The sequence below is a fragment of the Pseudomonas sp. 2024-210 genome (genome assembly GCF_045062345.1).
GTDB lineage: Bacteria > Pseudomonadota > Gammaproteobacteria > Pseudomonadales > Pseudomonadaceae > Aquipseudomonas.
Genome location: NZ_JBJGEJ010000001.1, coordinates 108,960 through 130,257, shown reverse-complemented (window position 1 = coordinate 130,257; position 21,298 = coordinate 108,960). Strand labels below are relative to the sequence as shown.

Here is a 21,298-nt window from a genome sequence, read left to right as displayed (position 1 = left end):
ATCAGAGGCTTTTATGCAACAGAAAATTAATCTTCGGCTTGCACTTCGTCAGCTTGCAGGCCTTTTTGGCCCTGAACCGAGATGAAGGTAACTTTCTGACCTTCTTTCAGGCTTTTGAAACCATTGCCCTGAATGGCGCGAAAGTGCACAAACAAATCGGGACCGTTTTCAGGGGTGATAAAACCAAAACCTTTCTCGTCGTTGAACCACTTGACGGTACCGCTTTGACGTTGGGACATTTCTTAATTCCTTGACACTAACAATTAATGGCAGCCTCTTCGCGTGGAAGAGGACCGGTGCTGGGTTGCAGGAAGTAAGAGACGTAGAGCCGGTTGTAGCAAACAATGAAGCTACTGCCCAGGTCACGGTTCCAGCGACCCATGCAAACACAGTAAGCAAACTCTACGAAAATGAAATTAAAAAAACAACCCTGGTATCGAGGGCGGGTGAGTTCAGTTTGTTATGCTTGAGTCCTGCTTAATAAACAGAACTTATTAATAGCCGTGTTCAATTGAATAGATGTTTAAAGTCGATTTTTAACTATCGAAAAGAACCATTCATAGACAGCAGTTGCAGGCCCGTACCTATCGCCTGCAACTGCTAAGCCAGAGATTAACCTCTGTAATAGCGCTGGGGCACAAACGGCATTTTTGCCACTTTCATCGGCACCCGTTTACCTCGAACAATGGCCCAGACTTCAGTGTCCAATGGGGTAAAGGCGGTGTTTACATAACCCATCGCCAAAGGCGCACCCAGCGTTGGGCCAAAGCCGCCGCTACAGACAGTGCCGATAGGCGTACCGTCAGCATCGACAATCTCTGCACCTTCACGTACCGGGGTGCGTTCTTGTGGCAGCAAACCCACGCGTTTGCGCGCTACGCCCTGTTGCTGTTGGGTGAAAATGTGTTCAGCGCCGGGGAAACCTCCAGCACGAGGGCCATCGACACGGCGTGCCTTGGATATAGCCCACAGCAAGCTCGCTTCAATCGGCGTCGTTTTATCATTCATATCGTGCCCGTACAGGCACAGCCCGGCTTCCAGACGCAGCGAATCCCGTGCTCCCAGACCAATCGCCTTCACCTCGGACTCTGCCAGCAAATGGCGCGCAAGTGCCTCGGCGTGTTCGGCTGGGACAGAAATTTCAAAGCCGTCTTCGCCCGTGTACCCCGAGCGGCTGACATAACACGTCACACCTTGCAGCGTGACCGGGGCAAATTGCATAAAGGTCATGCGAGCCACTTCAGGCGCCAGCCGTGCCAGCACAGTTACGGCCTGCGGGCCCTGCAGGGCAAGCAGAGCGCGCTCTTCAAACAAGGGTTCGATCGTGCAATGGGCGCTCAAGTGTTTGCGCAGATGCGCCAGATCCTGTTCTTTGCACGCCGCGTTGACCACTAGAAACAGTTGATCATTGCCCAGGTTGGCGACCATCAAGTCGTCCAGTATGCCGCCCTGTTCGTTGGTAAACATGGCATAGCGCTGCATGCCCACCGGCAAGTCGACGATGTCCACCGGCACCAGCGCCTCCAGGGCCTGGGCAGCATCAGCACCGGTCAGACGAATTTGGCCCATGTGCGAGACATCGAACAACCCGGCATGCTCACGGGTGTGTTGATGCTCTTTCATGACGCCCAGCGGGTATTGCACCGGCATGTCATAACCTGCAAAGGGCACCATGCGGGCGCCGAGTTCAATGTGCAGTGCGTGCAGAGGGGTTTTAAGCAGTTGTTCGGTGGACATTCGAGACTCCTTGAAAATCAGCACTCAATAATGTTGACAGCCAGACCGCCGCGAGCGGTCTCTTTGTATTTGCTTTTCATGTCGGCGCCGGTCTGGCGCATGGTGCGGATCACTTTGTCCAATGACACAAAGTGCTGACCGTCGCCTCGCAACGCCATGCGCACGGCGTTGATGGCCTTGACCGAACCCATGGCGTTGCGCTCGATACAGGGCACTTGCACCAATCCGCCAATCGGGTCGCACGTCAGGCCAAGGTTGTGCTCCATGCCAATCTCGGCCGCGTTTTCAACCTGCTGCACGCTTCCGCCCAGTACTTCACACAAGGCCCCGGCAGCCATCGAACAGGCCACCCCAACCTCGCCTTGGCAGCCCACTTCGGCGCCTGAGATCGAGGCGTTTTCCTTGTACAAAATGCCAATGGCAGCGGCCGTGAGCATAAAGCGCACCACGCCGTCTTCATCGGCACCGCCAATAAAGCGCATGTAGTAATGCAGCACGGCGGGAATGATCCCGGCCGCGCCATTAGTGGGTGCGGTCACCACGCGCCCGCCGTTGGCGTTTTCTTCATTGACCGCCAGCGCATACAGGTTCACCCAGTCGAGCACCGAAAGGGCATCGCGCAACGCGGCTTCGGGGTTACTGCACAATTGACGGTGCAGGGCGGCGGCCCGTCGTTTGACCTTCAAGCCTCCAGGCAAAATGCCTTCGTTGCGACAACCCGCGCTTACGCAGTCCTGCATGACTTGCCAAATGTTGAGCAGCCCCCTTCGAGTGTCGGCCTCTGGGCGCCATGCACTTTCATTGGCCATCATCACCTGACTGATCGACAGGCCGTGGGTGACACATTGGCGCAGCAGGTCTTTAGCGGTCTTGAACGGGTACTTCAGCTCGGTACTGTCCTCGACGATGCGATCAGCCCCGGCAGCGCCTTCATCGACAACAAAGCCGCCGCCGATGGAGTAATACTCGCGGCTACGGATTTGAATACCGGCGGCATCCAGTGCGCGGAAAATCATGCCGTTAGGGTGGTAGGGCAGCGGTTTTCGAATCATCGCCAAGTGCGACTTTTCATTGAAATCGATGGGGTGTTCGCCCAGCAGGTTCAAGCGCCCGCTGCTGCGGATCGTGGCCAGACGTTCGGCCACGGTGTCAGTGTTAACGGTGTCCGGGTGTTCGCCTTCCAGGCCCAGCAATATGGCTTTGTCGCTGCCATGCCCTTTGCCGGTAGCGCCCAGTGAGCCATACAGCTCGACTTTTACGCAGGCGGTGTCTGGCAGTAGCTCATCACGGCGCAAACCTTCGACAAAGCGCGCGGCTGCGCGCATGGGACCGACGGTATGGGAGCTGGAAGGGCCGATGCCAATCTTGAACAGGTCGAACACGCTTAACGACATAGGGGCTCCCGGTGGGAGCAGTTGCAAGCTACAAGCTACAAGCTACAAGTAAAAGCCGAATGGCTCGAACTTGTAGCTTGTAGCTTGAAACTTGCCGCTGCTTTAGACATACAGCTCGATAGACGGGCAAGCTACAAGTTAGGAGTAAAAGCTAATGACTCTTTCTTGCAGCTTGCAGCTTGCAGCTTGAGACTTGCCGCTGCTTTAAGCGTAAAGCTCGATCGACGGGCAGGCGCAGACCAGGTTGCGATCGCCGAACACGTTGTCGACCCGGCCAACCGGTGGCCAGTATTTACCTTCGATCAAGGACGCTACCGGGTACACGGCCTGCTCGCGGCTGTACGGGTGAGTCCATTCGCCAACCATTTCAGCTGCTGTGTGCGGAGCGTTTTTCAGCGGGTTGTCGTCTTTGTCCAGCGTGCCGTTTTCGACGGCGCGAATCTCCTCGCGGATGCGGATCATCGCTTCGCAGAAGCGGTCCAGTTCCTCTTTGGATTCACTTTCGGTCGGCTCAATCATCAGCGTGCCGGCCACCGGGAACGACATAGTCGGGGCGTGGAAGCCAAAGTCGATCAGGCGCTTGGCCACGTCGTCGACACTGATGCCGCTGCTGTCCTTGAGCGGGCGCAGGTCCAGAATGCATTCGTGCGCCACCAGGCCATTGCTGCCCGAGTACAGCACCGGGTAGTGCTCTTCCAGGCGGCGGGCGATGTAGTTGGCGTTGAGGATGGCCAGTTGCGATGCACGTTTGAGGCCTTCGCCCCCCATCATGCGGATGTACATCCAGGTGATCGGCAAAATGCTCGCGCTGCCAAAAGGCGCCGCGCAGACTGCGCCGTCCTTGCGTTCCATCGTGCCGTGCCCCGGCAGGAAAGGGGTCAGGTGCGATTTGACGCCAATCGGGCCAACGCCCGGGCCACCGCCGCCGTGGGGAATGCAGAAGGTTTTGTGCAGGTTGAGGTGAGACACATCACCGCCGAACTTGCCGGGCGCGCACAAGCCAACCATTGCGTTCATGTTGGCGCCGTCGATGTACACCTGACCGCCGTTGTCATGAATGATGCCGCAGATTTCGCGGATACCTTCTTCGAACACGCCGTGAGTCGACGGGTAGGTGATCATCAGCGCAGCGAGATGATCACGGTGTTCAAGGGCTTTGGCGCGCAGGTCTTCAATGTCGACGTTGCCGCGTGCATCACACGCGGTTACGACAACCCGCATACCGGCCATGTTGGCGGTGGCGGGGTTGGTGCCGTGGGCCGAAGACGGAATCAGGCAGATGTCGCGGCGTTCATCGCCACGGCTCTGGTGATAGGCTCGAATCGCCAGCAGGCCCGCGTATTCGCCCTGCGAACCAGCATTCGGTTGCAGTGAAATGGCGTCATACCCCGTGGCCGCGCAGAGCATGGCTTCCAGTTCGGTGGTCAGTTGCTGGTAGCCCTGACTTTGTTCGGCAGGCGCAAACGGGTGCAGGTTGCCAAACTCGGCCCAGGTCACCGGGATCATTTCGCTGGCAGCATTGAGTTTCATGGTGCACGAACCCAGCGGAATCATTGTGCGATCCAGTGCCAGATCCTTGTCAGCCAAACGTCGCAGGTAGCGCATCAGCTCGGTTTCGGAGTGATAGCGATTAAATACCGGGTGGCTGAGGATCGCAGACTGACGAATCAGCGCGGTGGGTAAGGTGCCAACGACCGAAGTGGCCAGCGCGTCGAAGTCAGGCAGGGCCTGGCCATCGGCGGCGAACAGCGCCCACAGCGCACGAACATCGGACTGGCTGCTGGTTTCATCCAGCGACAGGCCCAGATGCTGATCGCTGATGACGCGCAGGTTGATGTTCTGAGTCAGGGCTTTGGCGTGCAGCGCGGCAGTGGTATCGCCCATGTTCAGGGTCAAGGTGTCGAAAAAGTGTGCTGTCTCGACCTTCAGGCCCATATCGCTCAGACCTTTGGCCAGAATGGCCGTCAGTTGGTGAGTGCGCTGAGCGATTTGGGTCAGGCCCGCCGGGCCGTGATACACGGCGTACATGCTGGCGATATTGGCCAGCAGCACTTGTGCAGTGCAGATGTTACTCGTGGCCTTTTCACGACGGATATGTTGCTCGCGAGTTTGCATCGCCAGACGCAGCGCCGGCTTGCCATGACGGTCAACCGACACACCGACCAGACGGCCGGGCATGTCGCGCTTGAACGCGTCGCGGGTGGCGAAGTAGGCCGCATGCGGACCACCAAAGCCCAGTGGTACGCCAAAGCGCTGAGCACTGCCGATGGCCACGTCCGCGCCAAATTCTCCCGGCGGCGTCAGCAGGGTCAAGGCCAACAAGTCAGCTGCAACGGCAACCAGCGCATTGGCGGCGTGAAAACGTTCCACCAACTCGCGGTAATCGAATACATCGCCGTTGCTCGCAGGGTATTGCAGCAGCGCACCGAAGAAGGTCGACACATCATTCAGTTCGCGTTCGTCCGCAACGACCACTTCAATGCCCAAAGGCTCGGCCCGCGTGCGCAATACGTCGAGGGTTTGCGGGTGGCAGTGGCTGGAAGCAAAGAACTGATGGCTGGTTTTGTTCTTGCTCAGGCGTTTGCAGAAGGTCATCGCTTCGGCAGCCGCGGTGGCTTCATCAAGCAACGAAGCATTGGCGATAGGCAAGCCACTGAGGTCGCTGATCAACGTTTGGAAGTTGAGCAGGGCTTCGAGGCGGCCCTGGGATATTTCAGGTTGGTACGGCGTGTACGCGGTGTACCAGGCTGGATTTTCCAGCAGGTTACGCAGAATCGGCGAAGGCGTGTGGCAGTTGTAATAGCCTTGGCCGATATAGGTTTTGCACAGTTGGTTTTTCGCTGCGATGGCTTTGATCGAGGCCAGTGCATCGGCTTCGCTCTGGCCCGCGGGCAGGTCGAGCACACTGGTGCCCTTGATGCTGTCCGGGATGACGCTGGCGCTGAGCGCTTCCAGAGAGTCAAAACCGAGGGTGGCGAGCATCGCCTGTTCGTCGGCATGACGCGGGCCAATGTGGCGTGCGATAAATTCGTTGGCAGTGCTGAGATTGATGGTCATGACGGCTCCTCAGGCTTGGGCGTTGGCTTTGATCAGGCGGTCATACGCATCTTGATCCAGCAGTTTGCTGACGGCGCTGGCATCGGCGGGCTGGAAGCGGAAGAACCAGCCTTCACCCAGCGGGTCTTCGTTGACCAGTTCCGGGCTGTCATCGAGCGCCGGGTTCACTTCGAGCACTGTACCGGCCAGCGGCATGTACACACCGCTGGCCGCTTTTACCGATTCAACCGTAGCGGCTTCTGCGCCCTTGTCGTAGTCCTGCAACTCAGGGAGTTGCACAAACACCACATCGCCCAGAGCGTTTTGCGCAAACGCAGTAATGCCTACGGTGATGCTGCCGTCAGCTTCGGCGCGCAGCCATTCGTGGTCTTCAGTAAAACGCAATTCGCTCATGCAAACTCCTCAGGGCCAGACACGTCTGGTGGTCACAGTTAATGCTCGCGCAGGTCGAGCTTAATGAAGAGATGAATGCAAGATGGTTGCCAGTTTTAAAGTATCTTTATATTTCAATGGCTTAAGTAGTTTTGCGAGGGGTGTACGCTGCGCTGGCTGTAGCGAAATCGATACAGTTACCGGGTTGGAAAAAAATCTTTGCGGATCAAAGCCTTGCACTGTTGAGCCTACACCCTTGTGTATCGAAATCGCTCCACTGGAGTGATTTCGATACAGTCGTGATTCATGACTTTCCGGGGATGCCGTACTTGCGCAGTCGGTGTGCAATGGCCGTATGCGAGGTATGCAGGCGGCTGGCCAATTGCCGGGTGGAGGGGTAGCTGACATACAGTGTTGTCAGCAAGGCTTTTTCGAAGGCCTCGACAGCGCCTTCGAGGGTTTCTATTTCGCCGTCACTTTGCCGTGCAACCGAGGTTCCGGCGATGTCCAGATCGCCAATGTCGACCAGCGTGCTTTCGCAGATGGCGGCGGCGCGGAAGATGACATTCTGCAGTTGCCGTACGTTGCCTGGCCAGGGATTGCTCAGCAACGCCGGGTAGGTGCCTGGCGCAAGGCGGCACACCGGACGTTGTATCTGTGTGCAGGCCTGCTGCATGAATGTGCGCGCCAGCAGCAGAATGTCCTGACCGCGTTCACGCAAGGGGGGGACGGCGAGGTTAAGTACATTCAGGCGGTAGAACAGGTCCTCGCGAAAGGTGCCCTCGCTGACCATTTTGTCGAGGTCGCGGTGGGTGGCGCTGAGGATGCGTACATTGACCTTGACCTCGCGTTCTCCACCGACCCGGCGAAAGCTGCCGTCGTTTAAAAAACGCAGCAATTTGGCTTGCAGGTAGGGTGACATTTCGGCGATTTCATCAAGAAACACCGTGCCGTGGTTGGCCAATTCCATCAGCCCCGGTTTACCGCCGCGTTGGGCGCCGGTAAAGGCACCGGGGGCATAGCCGAACAGTTCGCTTTCGGCGAGGTTCTCGGGCAGCGCTGCGCAGTTCAAGGCGAGAAAGGGAGCGTTGAAACGATCACTGATGGCATGACAGGCGCGGGCCACCAGTTCTTTGCCGGTTCCGGTTTCGCCCTGAATCAACAGCGGTGCGTCCAGCACGGCCACACGTTGGGCACGGGCCTTGAGGGTGCGGATGGCCGGAGAATCGCCCAGCAGGGCGTCAAAGCCCTCGGCATGGTCATGATGCAGGGCCGCCAGACGTTCACCAATACGGCTGGGCTGGTAAAGCGTGAGCAGGGCGCCAGCATCGGTGATCGGCGTGGCGTCGAGCATCAGCGGGTGACCGTTGAGGGTGACTTCGCGCAGGGGAAGACGAAAGCCATTGCTCAGCAACACATCAAGCAAGGCGGGGTCGCTGAACAGTTCACCGATACTTTCTCCGGTTGGCTCATGACCGTATAGCGCCACGAGTGCAGGGTTGGCCAGTAACACATGGCCGTCGCTGTCCAGCGCCAACACCGGGTCGGTCATGGCGGCTAGCAACGCGTCGAGTTGTAGGTGGCGGCGTTGCCCCGGAAGTATGTCGACCACCGTGACAGCCTGCACGCCCTTGATGTTGAAGAGCGCATCGCGCAACTCATCGAGGACCCGCTGACTCAGGGTCGGGGCGTCGATGTACACGTTGGGCGGAACCATTTCCACGGCATCCAGATTAAGGTTTCTCCCGCCGAGCAAGGCCAGGACTTCCTGGGTGATGCCGACACGGTCGATAAAACTGACATGGATGCGCATGAACGGTGATTACTTTTGGCCAGCGGGGTTGGCCAGTATGCCTTGGAGGGGGGGATAGGTGAAATGTGGCGGTTAGTTAGGCTCTTTAAACCTGGATTGGCATCGACCAGTAACCGCTGCCGAAGGCTGCAATCGAGCGCGAAACGGTCGCATCATGCATTGCTGCGAGTGTCCGGTTGTTCGGCGGCGTTGCCGCCGATCAAAGCCTTCATGACTCGTCAGCGACTACGAGAGCAGCAGGGCATCCGACAGGTCAGTCGAGATGATTGAGATCAATGGGGTCACCCGGCTTGTGATTGAGCTTCGCCATCACATCAGCAAACATTTTGTCGTAGAAACCGTGCATTGCGCGGATGTCCGCAGTCTTGGGAATGCCGTGTTTTACCGCTATCTGAAAGGCATCATGCGCAAAGTTGAAGGCCAGATCCTTGGGCAGGGTAAATGACTCCTTAAACTCTTTGCCTTTGATTTGGCCATGCATATCGAATTGCATCGCTTTACCGGTTTCGGGATCTTGAACGACCTTGTATTCAATGTGTATGTCGTACCCGAAATCGCCAGGTTGCAGCGGTTCTCGATGGATGTGCAAGTGTCCGGGTTCGAACGAAGCCATAGCGGAACTCCTTGAGGCATAAGGGTAAAGGGCAGGCCCTGCGGCCCGCCCTCTGGTTCAAAAGTAGGTGATACCTGGCTTCTCGGTACTGACGCGAGTGCCTGCTTTACCTTGAACGATTGCTTCAATATCCGCCAGTGCGCCTATGACGGCGGTATGGCCGGTTTTACGGGCAAATTCGCAGGCTGCTTCTACTTTAGGCCCCATCGAACCGGCCGCGAAGCCGAGTTTTTCCAGCTCATCCGGGTGGGCATGAGAGATGCCTTTTTGCGTGGGTTTGCCCCAGTCGATAAAGGCGGCAGTCACGTCCGTGGCGATGACCAGCAAGTCGCTTTTGAGTTCTTGCGCCAGCAGCGACGAGGCCAGATCTTTGTCAATAACGGCTTCAATACCTTGCAGCTTTCCGTCCTCGGTGTACATGGTCGGAATGCCGCCACCCCCCGCACAAATCACGATGGTGCCTTTTTCCAGCAGCCATTTGATCGGGCGAATTTCAAAAATGTGCCTGGGTTTTGGGCTGGGCACCACACGACGGAATTTGTCGCCGTCCGGGGCAATTACCCAGCCTTTTTCGGCGGCAAGGCGCTTGGCCTCTTCTTCGGAATAGACCGGGCCGATCGGTTTGGTCGGTTTCTGGAAGGCCGGGTCTTTTGGGTCAACTTCAGTCTGGGTCAGCAAGGTAGCGAAGGGCACTTCCTTGGGCAGTACATTACCCAGCTCTTGCTCGATCATGTAACCGATCATGCCTTCGGTTTCGGCACCGAGCACATCCAGCGGGTAAGGGGCGACTTCGGTGTAGGAGGCGGCCTGCAACGACAGCAGTCCCACTTGCGGGCCATTACCGTGAGCCACGACCAGTTCGTTGCCAGGAACTATGCGGGCGATCTGTGCGGCAGCGGTGCGGATGTTTTCGCGTTGATTCTCAGCGGTCATGGGCTGACCGCGACGCAGTAGGGCGTTACCGCCCAGTGCTACGACGATACGCATAGATAATGTCCTTATTGAAAGGCAAATTAGAACAGCAGGAACGGGCAGGCCCGCTCCTGCGCTGAGGCTTAGATATCAGCCAGTGCTGCCACCAGAATGGCTTTGATGGTGTGCATGCGGTTTTCAGCTTGTTCAAAGGCAATGTTGACCGGGGATTCGAACACTTCCTCAGTCACTTCAATGCCGTCTTTGAGGTTGGGGTGATGTTCTGCCACGTCTTTGCCGACCTTGGTTTCACAGTTGTGGAACGCTGGCAGGCAGTGCATGAATTTAACCCGTGGGTTTTCGGCCGCCTTGATGATGTTCGAGTTGACCTGGTAAGGCAGCAGCAATTTGATGCGCTCGTTCCAGGCTTCAACCGGTTCGCCCATCGATACCCACACGTCAGTGTGGATAAAGTCGACGCCTTTGACCGCTTCTTTCGGGTCTTCTGTCAGGGTGATGCGTGCGCCGCTTTCTTTGGCGAATGCCTGGCACTCTTTTACAAACGACTCTTCAGGCCACAGGCTTTTAGGTGCGCCAATACGCACGTCCATGCCCAATTTGGCGCCGATCAGCAGCAACGAGTTACCCATGTTGTTGCGGGCATCGCCCAGGTACGCGTAGCTGATGTCATGCAGTGGCTTGTCGCTGTGTTCGCGCATGGTCAGCACGTCAGCGATCATTTGTGTCGGGTGGAATTCAGCAGTCAGGCCGTTGAACACCGGTACACCGGCATGCTTGGCCAGTTCTTCGACGATGGCTTGTTCAAAGCCGCGGTATTCGATGGCATCAAACATACGGCCCAGAACGCGGGCGGTGTCTTTCATGCTTTCTTTGTGGCCAATTTGCGAAGAAACCGGGTCGATGTAAGTCACGTGTGCGCCCTGATCGTGGGCGGCAACTTCAAACGCGCAACGGGTACGGGTCGAGGTTTTTTCGAAGATCAAGGCAATGTTTTTGCCTTTGAGGTGTGGCTGTTCCGTGCCGGTGTACTTGGCGCGCTTCAGGTCGCGGGACAGATCCAGCAAAAAGTGCAGCTCACGTTGAGTGTGGTGCATCAGACTCAGCAAGCTGCGGCCTTTCATGTTAAACGCCATGATGATCTCCTTGGTTTTTGGTTAACCGGCTTGCGCCAGCCCTTTGTGGGGGCAGGCGCAAGCAATCAATGAATGAATTAATAGTCGATTGGGTCGCGAACGATTGGGCAGGTCATGCAGTGACCGCCGCCACGGCCGCGTCCCAGTTCCGATGCGCTAATGGTGATCACTTCCACACCGGCTTTGCGCAAGAGGGTATTGGTGTAGGTGTTGCGGTCGTAACCGATCACCACGCCGGGTTCCAGTGCCACCACGTTGTTGCCGTCGTCCCACTGCTCACGTTCGGCGGCGAAGGCGTTACCGCCGGTTTCGACCACGCGAAGTTTTTTCAGGCCCAGCGCCTTGCCGACTACGTCGACGAAGCTGCCTTCCTCCTGAACGACGGCGATACCGCCATTGCGGCTTTCATCGGGGTACAGGGAGAACGCAACGATCTGGTTCACGACTTCAGGGAAGATGGTGACCAAGTCGTGGTTGCAGAAGCTGAACACGGTGTCCAGGTGCATTGCCGCGCGGGATTTTGGCAAGCCTGCGACGATAACGCGTTCAACCGCTTTATTTTTGAACAGGTTTTGCGCCAGTTGGCCAATGGCCTGGCGCGAGGTGCGTTCGCCCATGCCGATCAGTACCACGCCTTTACCGATGGGCATCACGTCGCCGCCCTCCAGGCTGGCGTTGCCGTGGTCAACGGTCGGGTCGCCGTACCAGATCTGGAAGTCGGCGCTGGTGAACTCAGGGTGGAACTTGTAAATCGCCGTGGTCAGTAGGGTTTCTTGACGACGGGCAGGCCAGTACATCGGGTTCAGTGTCACGCCGCCGTAAATCCAGCAAGTGGTGTCACGGGTGAACTGAGTGTTAGGCAGCGGCGGCAGAATAAAGCTGGTGTGGCCCAGTACGTCGCGGAACATTTGGATCGTCTTGCCACCAAAGCTGTCGGGCAGATCGTCAGCCGACACGCCGCCAATCAGGTATTCCGCAGCTTTGCGGGGCTCCAGACTTTTAAGCCAGGACTTGACCTCGTTGACCAGGCCCACACCCACTTGGTTGGGCGTTACTTTGTGTTCAAGAATCCAGTCCAGCGCTTCTGGAATGGCAACGATATCGGTCAACAGGTTGTGCATTTCCAGTACGTCAATACCGCGATCACGCATCTTGGTCACGAAATCGAAGTGGTCGCGCTTGGCCTGGTTGACCCACAGCACGTCATCAAACAGCAGTTCATCGCAGTTGCTGGGCGTCAGGCGCTGATGAGCCAGGCCTGGGGAGCAGACCATTACTTTGCGCAGCTTGCCGGCTTCGGAATGTACGCCGTACTTCACTTTTTCGGTGGTCATTACAGTCATCCTCCAAAGAACATAAACAGGTGTGTTACAGGGTCAGGAAGCCGTCGTAGAGTCCATAGGCCGCTATGAGCGCACCTATGACGACGCCCGCAAAAATAACTTTCTCGATGCTGGTGAAAACAGGTTGGCCACTTTCACGCTTGGCCTTGGCGAACAGAATGGCGCCAGGTGCGTACAGCAGGGCCGAGAGCAGCAGGTATTTCAGGCCGCCGGCATAAATCAGCCAGATGGCATAGATCAACGCAATACCGCCGATGATCAGGTCTTTCTTGCGTTCGGCCAGGGCGTTTTCGTAGGTCTCAGCGCGCACCGCCAGCAGGAAGCCGTAGGCTGCAGACCACAGGTATGGCACCAGGATCATCGAAGTCGCCAAGTAGATAAGCGATAGATAAGTACTGGCTGAGAACAGCGTGATGATCAGGAACAGCTGAACCATGGCGTTGGTCAGCCACAAGGCGTTGACCGGTACGTGGTTCGCGTTTTCTTTCTTCAGGAACGCCGGCATGGTGTGGTCTTTAGCGGCCGCGAACATGATCTCGGCGCACAGCAGCACCCAAGACAGCAGCGCACCCAGCAGCGAGATGATCAGGCCCACACTGATCAGCACTGCGCCCCAGTGACCGACAACATGCTCAAGCACGGCCGCCATCGAAGGGTTTTGCAGTTTGGCCAGTTCAGGCTGAGTCATGATGCCCAGCGACAGCACGTTCACCAGCACCAGCAACAGAAGAACGATGATGAAGCCGATGACGGTGGCTTTACCCACATCGGAGCGCTTTTCGGCCCGAGAGGAGAAAATGCTCGCGCCTTCGATGCCGATAAACACCCAGACGGTGACCAGCATCATGTTGCGCACCTGATTCATCACACTGCCCAGATCAGGGTTTTTAACGCCCCAGATGTCGCTGGTGAAGATGTCCAGTTTGAAGGCGAAAAAGGCGATCAGAATGAACAGCACCAGCGGCACGACCTTGGCAATCGTGGTCAGCAGGTTGATGAACGCCGCTTCCTTGATGCCGCGCAGCACCAGAAAGTGCACAGCCCAGAGCAGGATTGACGCCCCGATAATGGCGGCCGGCGTGTTGCCTTCGCCGAAAATCGGGAAAAAGTAACCCAAGGTACTGAACAGCAGCACGAAATAACCGACGTTACCCAGCCATGCGCTGATCCAGTAACCCCAGGCGGAAGAGAAACCCATGTAATCGCCAAAACCGGCCTTGGCATAGGCGTACACACCGCCGTCAAGATCGGGTTTGCGATTGGCCAGGGTCTGGAACACAAAAGCCAGCGTCAACATGCCGACTGCGGTTATTGCCCAGCCGATAAGAATGGCGCCGACATCGGCACTGGCTGCCATATTTTGCGGCAGCGAAAAGATACCGCCGCCAATCATCGAGCCGACTACCAGAGCAACCAATGCACCCAGTCGAAGTTTTCCAGGAGTATCAGACATTTGTAGTGACTCCAATCGAGGAGAGATGAGGTCTAAAAGAATAATCCGTTGTTTTTTAAGTCGGTTGACTTAGGTCAGGGCATTACGACATTCCATTGTCAGCAGAGCGAAGAGGGGGCAATTGATAACGCACTTTATTATCGAGCACACTGAGAAAGCCTGATTCAGAGGCTGTAGTAGCGAAGATTGCGCTTTTAACTGCGGTGTTGTGGGTATTGAAGCTAGACAGTATTTTCAGATTTGCAAATGCGCGGCTCATGTTTCATCTGTCCCGAAAAATCAATACGGACATCTACAGGTGAATTGTTTTTTAGGTTTCAATAGATAATGTTGCGATTAAAAAAAGCGAAGTTATTGCGCGCTGCATTAAACGATTCAAGCCCGTCTATATTTAGTCATTGAACGCCTGTAGCCTGCTAAACATTAATCATCAACTTAAACTCAGAGGTGTCGATGGATCAGCAGACCCAGAAGCTTCGGCTCAATGCACTGATTGCGTTGGTGGTCGGCTCAATGATTGGCGGTGGTATCTTTTCCTTGCCGCAAAATATCGCTGAGCGCGCTGCGGGTGGTGCCGTACTGATCGGTTGGGCGATTACTGCTGTGGGGATGCTGGCATTGGCGTTTGTGTTCCAGACGCTGGCCAATCGCAAACCGGAACTGGATTCGGGTGTCTACGCTTACGCCAAGGCGGGGTTTGGCGATTACATGGGGTTTTCGTCTGCCTGGGGTTACTGGATCAGTGCCTGGATGGGCAATGTCGGTTACTTCGTGTTGTTGTTCAGCACTTTGGGGTATTTCATCCCGGCATTTGGTCAAGGCAACACGCCGCTGGCCATCGGCTGTGCATCGCTACTGCTGTGGGGGGTGCATTTTTTGGTGATGCGCGGCATTAAGGAGGCCGCCTTTATCAATCAGCTCACCACCATTGCCAAGCTGGTGCCCATCGTGATGTTTATCGTGCTGGCGGGGGTCGCTTTCAAAGCCAATATCTTCACGATGGATTTTTGGGGCACTCAAACCCCGGCGCTCGGCAGCGTCATGGATCAAGTGCGCAATATGATGCTGGTCACGGTGTTTGTGTTTATCGGTATCGAGGGGGCCAGCGTGTACTCGGGCAGGGCCGAGAGGCGTTCGGACGTGGGCAAGGCTACGGTGATCGGTTTTCTCGGGGTGTTGGCACTGCTGGTGATGGTCAGCGTGCTATCGCTGGGGATCATGACTCAACCTGAACTCGCCAAACTGCAAAATCCCTCCATGGCCGGAGTACTCAAGCATGTGGTGGGTGAATGGGGCGCGATCCTGATCAGTATCGGGTTGGCCATTTCGCTGTTGGGCGCTTTGTTGTCCTGGGCGCTGCTGTGCGCTGAAATTCTATTTGCCACGGCCAAAGACAAGACCATGCCGGCGTTCCTGAAAAAGGAAAACGCGAACCGTGTGCCGGTCAATGCCCTGTGGCTGACTAACGTGATGATTCAGGTTTTTCTGCTGATTACACTGGTGTCTGCCGGGACTTACACCACGCTGATCTATCTGGCGTCATCAATGATATTAGTGCCGTATTTGTGGTCGGCTGCCTATTCCGTGCTGCTGTGCGTGCGCGGTGAGACCTACGAGCGGGCGAGTCGGCGGCGCCTCAAGGATTTGCTGGTGGGCGCGGTGGCACTGATTTATGCCGTGTGGCTGTTGTATGCAGCGGGGCCCAAGTACCTGTTGCTGTCCGCGTTGTTGTACGCGCCGGGGATCGTCTTTTTTGCCAAGGCCAAACACGAGCAAGGCCAAGTGCTATTCAAGCATTGGGAAAAAGTGATCTTTGCCGGTGTGGTGGTGGCGGCGCTGGTGGCGGCCTATGCGTTGTACAGCGGGGCGTTGACGTTGTAGCGGGCACGCCGCGATCTTGGTGACTGTCGCAAACTGCGCGCCATCAGGTTTTACGGTCGCTTCGCAACCGGACGCAGCCTTCGGCAGCTGCTACAGATAGAGGTGGGGCGGGGAGGCGTTCTGGCCGCGACCAGATCCACAGATTGCCCAGACTCATGCCCGCAATGGCCAGAAATACAGGCCAGTTGTGATCAAGCACGTACAGCATCACCCCGGCGCACACCAGCATGCTGATGGTGGCGCTGACTTTGGCTTTGCGCTGGATGATTTTGCCATTACGCCAGTTGCTCAGAATCGGGCCGAACAAACGGTGATTTTCAAGCCATGCACTCAGGCGCGGGGAGCTTTTGGTCGCGGCCCATGCGGCGAGCAAAATAAATTCGGTGGTCGGCAGGCCGGGAATCACGATCGCGATCAGGCCAATGCCCAGGCTTATATAAGCGAGCAAGCCGAACAGGATACGAGCGATTTTCGACGAGGGTCGGGTTTGGCAGGTCATAAGCTCAGGACGCATATAAGGACACCCGGTCAGCGAGCGCTAACCGGGTTTGCTAGCTTAAGCCAGTTCAGGTTGTTTCGCGTAGGTCTGTTCCAGCAAGAAGGTGAAACGACTGAACGCATCGTTGGCTGCTTGCTCCAGCTCGGCATCTTCCTCAGGCGTAAGCTCAATGCTGTCGAGCATTTCGATGAAGCTCTTCCAGTTGCGGCCACGGCCTTCGGCGGGCTCGCCCATATGGCGTGCACCGTGGGTTTCGCTCAGGCCCAGCAGGCGCGCCTGTTTGATCAATACTCCGGCACCCAGTTTTGAGCCTTCCGATACAAATACCCAGCCCAGCGCTTGCGCCTTGCTCGGGTTTGTCACTGCGCCGGGAGCCGGGGCAGGCAGTTCTACACCCAGGTCTATCAGATCTGCCTTGATCTGTGAGGCACGGCATCGTTCAGGCAAATGCGCAATGTGTTGGGTCAGTCGTGGATCGGTGTGCAGAGGCGCCAGTTCAGTCAGGAACAGATACTGCGCAGTCGCGAAATGGGTGTAGTTGTCGAGACTGCCAAACGGGTCGCGTCCCATGACTTTATCGCCCAGCGTGTCATGAGTTTCACGGGTAGCGAGGGTCAGGCGCTTGGAACGCTCGGATGGACGCTGAGCTGAATCTTTAGTGGTCATGAAAATATCCCTTGAGGATGAAATGCGCTTTGTAACTAGACGAACAAGAAGACGCATCACAGTAAAAAATCCTCACTGCGCAGTGTAAAAACTACGCAATGAGGTCTCTGGATTAGATGTCCCAGACCAGATTGACCGAGAAGTTACGGCCTGGAGCCGTCAGACGGTCCATGTTGGCCGGGTTCAGCACGCCTGCTTCACCGACGCTGTCATAGCCGCGCACGTCATCCCAGTTCCAGTACTTCTTGTCGGTGAGGTTGTACAGGCCCGCGTTGACGGTGACGTCCTTGGTGACCTTGTAGAAACCGGTCAGATCGACGACGCCATAGCCCGGCGACTTGAATTGAGAGCTGGTGCCATCTGGCGAGAAGAAGGTGCTGTCGTCGACCTGATCTTTGCGTTTAACCAATGTCCAACTCACCAGCGCCCCATAGTTTTGTTGCTCGTAACCCAGACCCATTACGGCGGTCAGCGGATTGACGCTGTTGATCGGCTGACCGGTGTCGTTGTTGCGACCGTGGGCATAGGCCACCGAGCCCCGCGTGTAGAGACCTTGTGGCGCACCGAAGGCGTCAAGGTTCAGGCGGCCTTTGACTTCAGCGCCCTTGATGGTGGCGTGCTTGATGTTGTTGCTCTGGAAGGCGAGTTCGCTGTAGCCGGGCGTGATGGCGTCTTCGTTGATGAAATCGCGGTATTTGTTGTAGAAAATCGCCAGATCGAAGGTACCTGCATCAAATTTGCCGCGCAGGCCGGTCTCGTAGCTTTTGCTTTTTTCCGGCTCAAGATTCGGGTTCGGTTCTACGGAGTAGCCCGCCTCAAGGTTTTCAAAGCGGCCATACAGCGCCTTGGCGGTTGGGGTGCGGAAGCCTTCGGCGTATTGGCCGTACCAGGTGTAGTTGTCGTTAAACTCATACGTCACGCCAAACTTGGGCGACAGGCGATGCCAGACTTTGTCGTCGTCGCTCACGGTGCCTTGCTGGGCAGGGTTGACGGTATTGAGGAACTCCTGGGTGATGTGCGGTGTGAGTTTGGTGTAGTCGTAACGCACGCCCGGCATGAAGGTCCAGTTGTTCCAACTGATTTGGTCCTGGGCAAACAGGCTGTAGGTGTTGATGGTCGGGTCCGGGAAGTCGCTAGACTTGACCAGATAGTCACTGGGGCTTGGGGCTCCTATCGCCGTGCAACCCCGACCCACAGCCAGGCATGTGCCCGAGCCACTGCGTGAACCTGTGACCTTCTGGTGCTTGACGGTGGCACCGTAAGTCAGCAAATGATCGGTGTCGCCAAGGTGGAAGGCTTTATCGGCCTGAGCGTCGAGTACCCACATTTTTTCTTCGTAGGTGGTCGTGCGCGAGCGCATCACGCGACGGGTGTAAGGGAAATAATCCTCCAGCGTTTCCTGATCAGTTTTAGCGACTTGATAGTTCAGGCTCCACTTGAAGTGATCGGTCACCGCGGTGTCGAGCACCATGCTGTTTTCCAGCCCGAAACGCTCGCGGCTGATGGTGTCTTTACCCTCGCGCGAAAGGTACATGCCCAGTGGTTTGCCTGCGTTGAAAGGCCCGCCGACAGCACTTTTTTCATTGACCGAGACGCGGTCCTTGTACTTTTCGTACGTAAACGCCAGACGGTCGTCATCGTTGTAGTTCCAGCCTGCCTTGGCCAGCACGTTAGTGGTTTTAATGTCTTGCGGGTTGGCAGCTGTGCGGGACAAGCCGGTGCCGCCATGATCGCCGTAGGATTCGGTTTCGTGCCCCTCGCGCTGACTCAGGTGCAGCAAACCGTCAAACTCGCCAGCACGGCCTGCCACGGTGCCGGACTTGAGCCAGCTACGGTCGGCCGAGCTGTAACCCGTCTTGAGGCGAGCGCCCACGTCCTTGCCCGGCTTGATGATGTCATCCGGGTCGAGGGTGAAATAGCTCACCGCCCCGCCAATGGCATTGCTGCCGTAGAGCACCGACGCCGGGCCACGCAGAATCTCGACGCGCTTGATGATTTCCGGATCGACGTAATTACGCTGGGTTTTGGCGTAGGGGCCATTGAAGAACGAGTTGGGAATTTCGACACCATCGATCTGGGTCAGAATCCGGTCGCCGTCGATACCACGAATGTTGTAGTTGCTGACGCCGCCGCGCTGACCGGCACCGCCTACCGATACACCCGGCTCATAGCGCACCAGATCCTTGATGGTGTTGACGTTGTCGCGGTCGAGCTCTTGACGGTCATGCACGGTGACTGTGCTGGGTACCGAGTTGACGTCCTGTGCCTGCCGCGTGGCGCTGATGGTTACTTGTTGCAGGGCCAGCGTGCTGCCGGTGGTGCTGCGCTTTTCGAGGGCGATGTTGTTGGCACTCAGCTTGCGGTAACTCAGGTTAGTGCCGGTGAGCAGGTGGTCCATTGCTTTTTCGGGGGAGAGCGAACCGCGTACACCCGGCGACGAAACATCCTGCGCCAACTCTGCCGGCAGCCCCACTTGCCAGCCGGTCACGGTCGTAAAGTCATTCAGGGCAGAGGCGAGTGGCTGCTGCGAAATGGCAAATGTGTAAGTGCCCACGGAGCGACTGGCTGGCGGTGTATCAGACGCGGCAAAGGCCGGGACCGCTTGTACACCAGCCAAAAGCATGGCGACGGTCAACAACGACAATGTGCACTGGTGCAAACCGCCAGTGCTGGCGTTGGAGGGGGTCCGGCTGTTGAAACGTGTGGGCATTGATAGCGCTCCGTGGTGAACGAATCTTATTAGTTGCGAAGCTGACTCAAAATGCGAATCAGTTGCATTGACTACTACGAGACGTTTGACCTGCGGCTATCGCGTAAAAAAATAGTTAATTGTTGAGTGTTTAATTGAGGATCACCAGTGCCGGAAATTCCGAAACACTGCTGGACGTGATGCTGGCAAGGGAACGAATGATGTTCAGTGGCTGGTCGAGTCGGTAATTTCCGGTGACGGCAACCTGTGCGAGCTTTTCGTTGTTGTTGATGATCCAGCCGGGGTAATAGCGGCGTATTTCATCGAGTACTTTGCCCATCGGGCAGTTCTCAAAGACTAATCGGCCCTGAACCCAGGCCAGGTCGATTTGCGGATTCAGCTTCGCGGTCTTGCTGAAGCCGTTGGGGCCAATGCTGACGCTGTTGCCCGCAGACAGGCGCATTTGTGTGCCCACACTGGCGACCCGTAATTCCACATCACCGCGCTGGACGCGCACCTGCGCTTCCCCGTTGAGATAGCTCACGGCAAAGGCGGTATCGCGCACGCTGACGCGAACTGGGCCGGCGTCGAGCTGCAAGGGGAACTCAAGGTTGGCCGGAATTTCAAAAAACGCTTCACCCTGATAAAGGCGTGCATTGGCCTGTGCATTAACGACTTTGCTGGAAAACGCAGAATTGGTGTTAAGCAGTACTTTGGAACCGTCTTCGAGTTGCAGACGCTGGCGCTCACCGATCACGGTCAAATGATCGGCTTGCAGGCGCATGGGCATATTGCTGTAGGTACCCACCGTCAATACCAGCACGGCCGCCGCTGCGACGTGTTTCCAGTGACGGCTGATACGCTTTAACCGGCTTGGCGTCTGTTGGGTGTGCAGGGTATGAGCGGCCGCAAGAACAGAGTGTCCGTTCCAAATCGCGCTGGCTTCGGCGAACGCTTGAGCATGTGACGGATCGGCATTGAGCCAGGCATCAAAAGCGACTTTTTGCTCTTCGCTCGCGCACTCAAGGGTGATCAGCCAGTCCAGAGCCTGATCCATGGCGCTGTCTCGCAGCACGTCTTGAGCAGATTTTTGCGTATCCGTCACGGGTGTTCCTTGGCAGTCTCAGAACTTTCTTACAAGAATCGGCTGTGCAGATTAAGGCCGATTGAGTCTGTCGGCTACCCCGATGCAGATCGCCATGATCAATTTGAGTTCCTTTTGAACGGTGCTCAAGGAAACATCCAGCTGTTCGGCGATCTCTTGATAACTGCAACCATGCAGGCGGCTCAGGATAAAGATCCGTTGTTGACGCGCCGTTAACTGGCTCAGGCTCACACTCAAACGCTCCAGGAGTTGCGCGGCTTGATGGGCTTCTTCGGGGGTGCTGAGGGGAGAAGCCACCCCTTCAATGATCTCCATGGACACATCTTCGACCACCGTACGCGATTGAATGCGGCGAGCGCGCAGATGGTCGAGCGCCAGGTTGCGGGCGGTCTGGAAGACAAAAGGCTCAAGGTGCTCAACGGTGCGGTCGTTGAGGGCACGGGCGACGCGCAAGTAGGTCTCTTGCAACAAGTCCTCGGCGGTACTGTGGTTATTCACCATCCGCTGTAACGTGCGCAGTAAACTTTCCCGCTGAGTAAGGAAGACTTGATTGAAGTGGGACTGACTCACTGTACTACCCGACCGATTTTTAGCGAATGATAATGCTTAT

The 21,298-nt window shown here is 56.7% G+C and carries 17 protein-coding genes; 1 reads left to right on the top strand and 16 read right to left on the bottom strand.

Annotated features, from left to right (window positions below; all coding sequences use genetic code 11):
• Window positions 1–26 precede the first annotated feature (26 nt).
• The 11 genes from ACI7MX_RS00595 to arcD (ACI7MX_RS00545) form a co-directional block, all read right to left on the bottom strand.
• Window positions 27–239 (bottom strand): cold-shock protein, encoded by a 213-nt coding sequence (locus ACI7MX_RS00595; RefSeq protein ID WP_314484893.1) that lies wholly within the window; start codon window positions 237–239, stop codon window positions 27–29.
• Between the two features lie 373 nt (window positions 240–612).
• Entirely contained in the window at window positions 613–1,737 is a 1,125-nt protein-coding gene (gcvT, locus tag ACI7MX_RS00590; RefSeq protein WP_405586340.1) for a glycine cleavage system aminomethyltransferase GcvT, read from the bottom strand.
• A 17-nt stretch (window positions 1,738–1,754) separates the two neighbouring features.
• Entirely contained in the window at window positions 1,755–3,131 is a 1,377-nt protein-coding gene (locus tag ACI7MX_RS00585; protein WP_405586343.1) for an L-serine ammonia-lyase, read from the bottom strand.
• A gap of 204 nt (window positions 3,132–3,335) precedes the next feature.
• The gene (gene gcvP / locus ACI7MX_RS00580) at window positions 3,336–6,188 is read right to left on the bottom strand and encodes an aminomethyl-transferring glycine dehydrogenase (RefSeq protein WP_405586346.1); all 2,853 of its coding nucleotides are present in this window, start codon (window positions 6,186–6,188) and stop codon (window positions 3,336–3,338) included.
• 9 nt (window positions 6,189–6,197) lie between these two features.
• Window positions 6,198–6,581, bottom strand: coding sequence for a glycine cleavage system protein GcvH (gene gcvH / locus ACI7MX_RS00575; protein ID WP_405586349.1), 384 nt, complete (start codon window positions 6,579–6,581; stop codon window positions 6,198–6,200).
• A 283-nt stretch (window positions 6,582–6,864) separates the two neighbouring features.
• Window positions 6,865–8,373: a sigma-54-dependent transcriptional regulator gene (locus tag ACI7MX_RS00570; RefSeq protein ID WP_405586352.1), complete on the bottom strand. Its 1,509-nt coding sequence runs from the start codon at window positions 8,371–8,373 to the stop codon at window positions 6,865–6,867.
• 253 nt (window positions 8,374–8,626) lie between these two features.
• Window positions 8,627–8,986: a DUF5064 family protein gene (locus ACI7MX_RS00565; protein ID WP_405586355.1), complete on the bottom strand. Its 360-nt coding sequence runs from the start codon at window positions 8,984–8,986 to the stop codon at window positions 8,627–8,629.
• A gap of 57 nt (window positions 8,987–9,043) precedes the next feature.
• Window positions 9,044–9,973: a carbamate kinase gene (arcC, locus tag ACI7MX_RS00560; protein ID WP_405586358.1), complete on the bottom strand. Its 930-nt coding sequence runs from the start codon at window positions 9,971–9,973 to the stop codon at window positions 9,044–9,046.
• 68 nt (window positions 9,974–10,041) lie between these two features.
• Window positions 10,042–11,052 carry an ornithine carbamoyltransferase gene (locus tag ACI7MX_RS00555; RefSeq protein ID WP_314484870.1) on the bottom strand — a complete coding sequence of 337 codons (1,011 nt, stop codon included), beginning with the start codon at window positions 11,050–11,052 and terminating at the stop codon, window positions 10,042–10,044.
• 77 nt (window positions 11,053–11,129) lie between these two features.
• Window positions 11,130–12,386, bottom strand: a complete 1,257-nt coding sequence (gene arcA / locus ACI7MX_RS00550; RefSeq protein WP_314484867.1) for an arginine deiminase — start codon at window positions 12,384–12,386, stop codon at window positions 11,130–11,132.
• Between the two features lie 34 nt (window positions 12,387–12,420).
• Complete coding sequence (gene arcD, locus ACI7MX_RS00545) at window positions 12,421–13,848, bottom strand: arginine-ornithine antiporter (protein WP_405586363.1); 1,428 nt, start codon at window positions 13,846–13,848, stop codon at window positions 12,421–12,423.
• Window positions 13,849–14,301: 453 nt separating this feature from the next.
• Between arcD (ACI7MX_RS00545) and arcD (ACI7MX_RS00540) the strand changes: the two genes are divergently transcribed.
• Window positions 14,302–15,729 carry an arginine-ornithine antiporter gene (gene arcD, locus ACI7MX_RS00540; protein ID WP_314484863.1) on the top strand — a complete coding sequence of 476 codons (1,428 nt, stop codon included), beginning with the start codon at window positions 14,302–14,304 and terminating at the stop codon, window positions 15,727–15,729.
• A gap of 43 nt (window positions 15,730–15,772) precedes the next feature.
• Here the strand turns inward: arcD (ACI7MX_RS00540) and ACI7MX_RS00535 are convergent, their stop codons facing one another.
• The 5 genes from ACI7MX_RS00535 to ACI7MX_RS00515 all read right to left on the bottom strand — a co-directional run bounded on the left by ACI7MX_RS00535 (window position 15,773) and on the right by ACI7MX_RS00515 (window position 21,258).
• Window positions 15,773–16,228 carry a YbaN family protein gene (locus ACI7MX_RS00535; RefSeq protein WP_314484918.1) on the bottom strand — a complete coding sequence of 152 codons (456 nt, stop codon included), beginning with the start codon at window positions 16,226–16,228 and terminating at the stop codon, window positions 15,773–15,775.
• 57 nt (window positions 16,229–16,285) lie between these two features.
• Window positions 16,286–16,894 (bottom strand): biliverdin-producing heme oxygenase, encoded by a 609-nt coding sequence (locus tag ACI7MX_RS00530; protein WP_405586366.1) that lies wholly within the window; start codon window positions 16,892–16,894, stop codon window positions 16,286–16,288.
• Window positions 16,895–17,006: 112 nt separating this feature from the next.
• Entirely contained in the window at window positions 17,007–19,604 is a 2,598-nt protein-coding gene (locus ACI7MX_RS00525) for a TonB-dependent receptor (protein WP_405586369.1), read from the bottom strand.
• Between the two features lie 130 nt (window positions 19,605–19,734).
• Window positions 19,735–20,688, bottom strand: a complete 954-nt coding sequence (locus ACI7MX_RS00520) for a FecR family protein (protein WP_405586372.1) — start codon at window positions 20,686–20,688, stop codon at window positions 19,735–19,737.
• A gap of 51 nt (window positions 20,689–20,739) precedes the next feature.
• On the bottom strand, window positions 20,740–21,258 hold the full coding sequence (locus ACI7MX_RS00515) for a sigma-70 family RNA polymerase sigma factor (RefSeq protein WP_314484855.1): 519 nt from the start codon (window positions 21,256–21,258) through the stop codon (window positions 20,740–20,742).
• Window positions 21,259–21,298: the final 40 nt, after the last annotated feature.

Bases quoted from the DNA above. Each gene is read 5' to 3' on its own strand.
- ACI7MX_RS00530 (WP_405586366.1), bottom strand. From the start codon at position 16,894: ATGACCACTAAAGATTCAGCTCAGCGTCCATCCGAGCGTTCCAAGCGC.
- arcC (WP_405586358.1), bottom strand. From the start codon at position 9,973: ATGCGTATCGTCGTAGCACTGGGCGGTAACGCCCTACTGCGTCGCGGT.
- gcvH (WP_405586349.1), bottom strand. From the start codon at position 6,581: ATGAGCGAATTGCGTTTTACTGAAGACCACGAATGGCTGCGCGCCGAA.
- gcvP (WP_405586346.1), bottom strand. From the start codon at position 6,188: ATGACCATCAATCTCAGCACTGCCAACGAATTTATCGCACGCCACATT.
- ACI7MX_RS00595 (WP_314484893.1), bottom strand. From the start codon at position 239: ATGTCCCAACGTCAAAGCGGTACCGTCAAGTGGTTCAACGACGAGAAA.
- ACI7MX_RS00570 (WP_405586352.1), bottom strand. From the start codon at position 8,373: ATGCGCATCCATGTCAGTTTTATCGACCGTGTCGGCATCACCCAGGAA.
- ACI7MX_RS00555 (WP_314484870.1), bottom strand. From the start codon at position 11,052: ATGGCGTTTAACATGAAAGGCCGCAGCTTGCTGAGTCTGATGCACCAC.
- arcD (WP_314484863.1), top strand. From the start codon at position 14,302: ATGGATCAGCAGACCCAGAAGCTTCGGCTCAATGCACTGATTGCGTTG.
- ACI7MX_RS00565 (WP_405586355.1), bottom strand. From the start codon at position 8,986: ATGGCTTCGTTCGAACCCGGACACTTGCACATCCATCGAGAACCGCTG.
- gcvT (WP_405586340.1), bottom strand. From the start codon at position 1,737: ATGTCCACCGAACAACTGCTTAAAACCCCTCTGCACGCACTGCACATT.
- arcA (WP_314484867.1), bottom strand. From the start codon at position 12,386: ATGACCACCGAAAAAGTGAAGTACGGCGTACATTCCGAAGCCGGCAAG.
- ACI7MX_RS00585 (WP_405586343.1), bottom strand. From the start codon at position 3,131: ATGTCGTTAAGCGTGTTCGACCTGTTCAAGATTGGCATCGGCCCTTCC.
- ACI7MX_RS00525 (WP_405586369.1), bottom strand. From the start codon at position 19,604: ATGCCCACACGTTTCAACAGCCGGACCCCCTCCAACGCCAGCACTGGC.
- arcD (WP_405586363.1), bottom strand. From the start codon at position 13,848: ATGTCTGATACTCCTGGAAAACTTCGACTGGGTGCATTGGTTGCTCTG.
- ACI7MX_RS00535 (WP_314484918.1), bottom strand. From the start codon at position 16,228: ATGACCTGCCAAACCCGACCCTCGTCGAAAATCGCTCGTATCCTGTTC.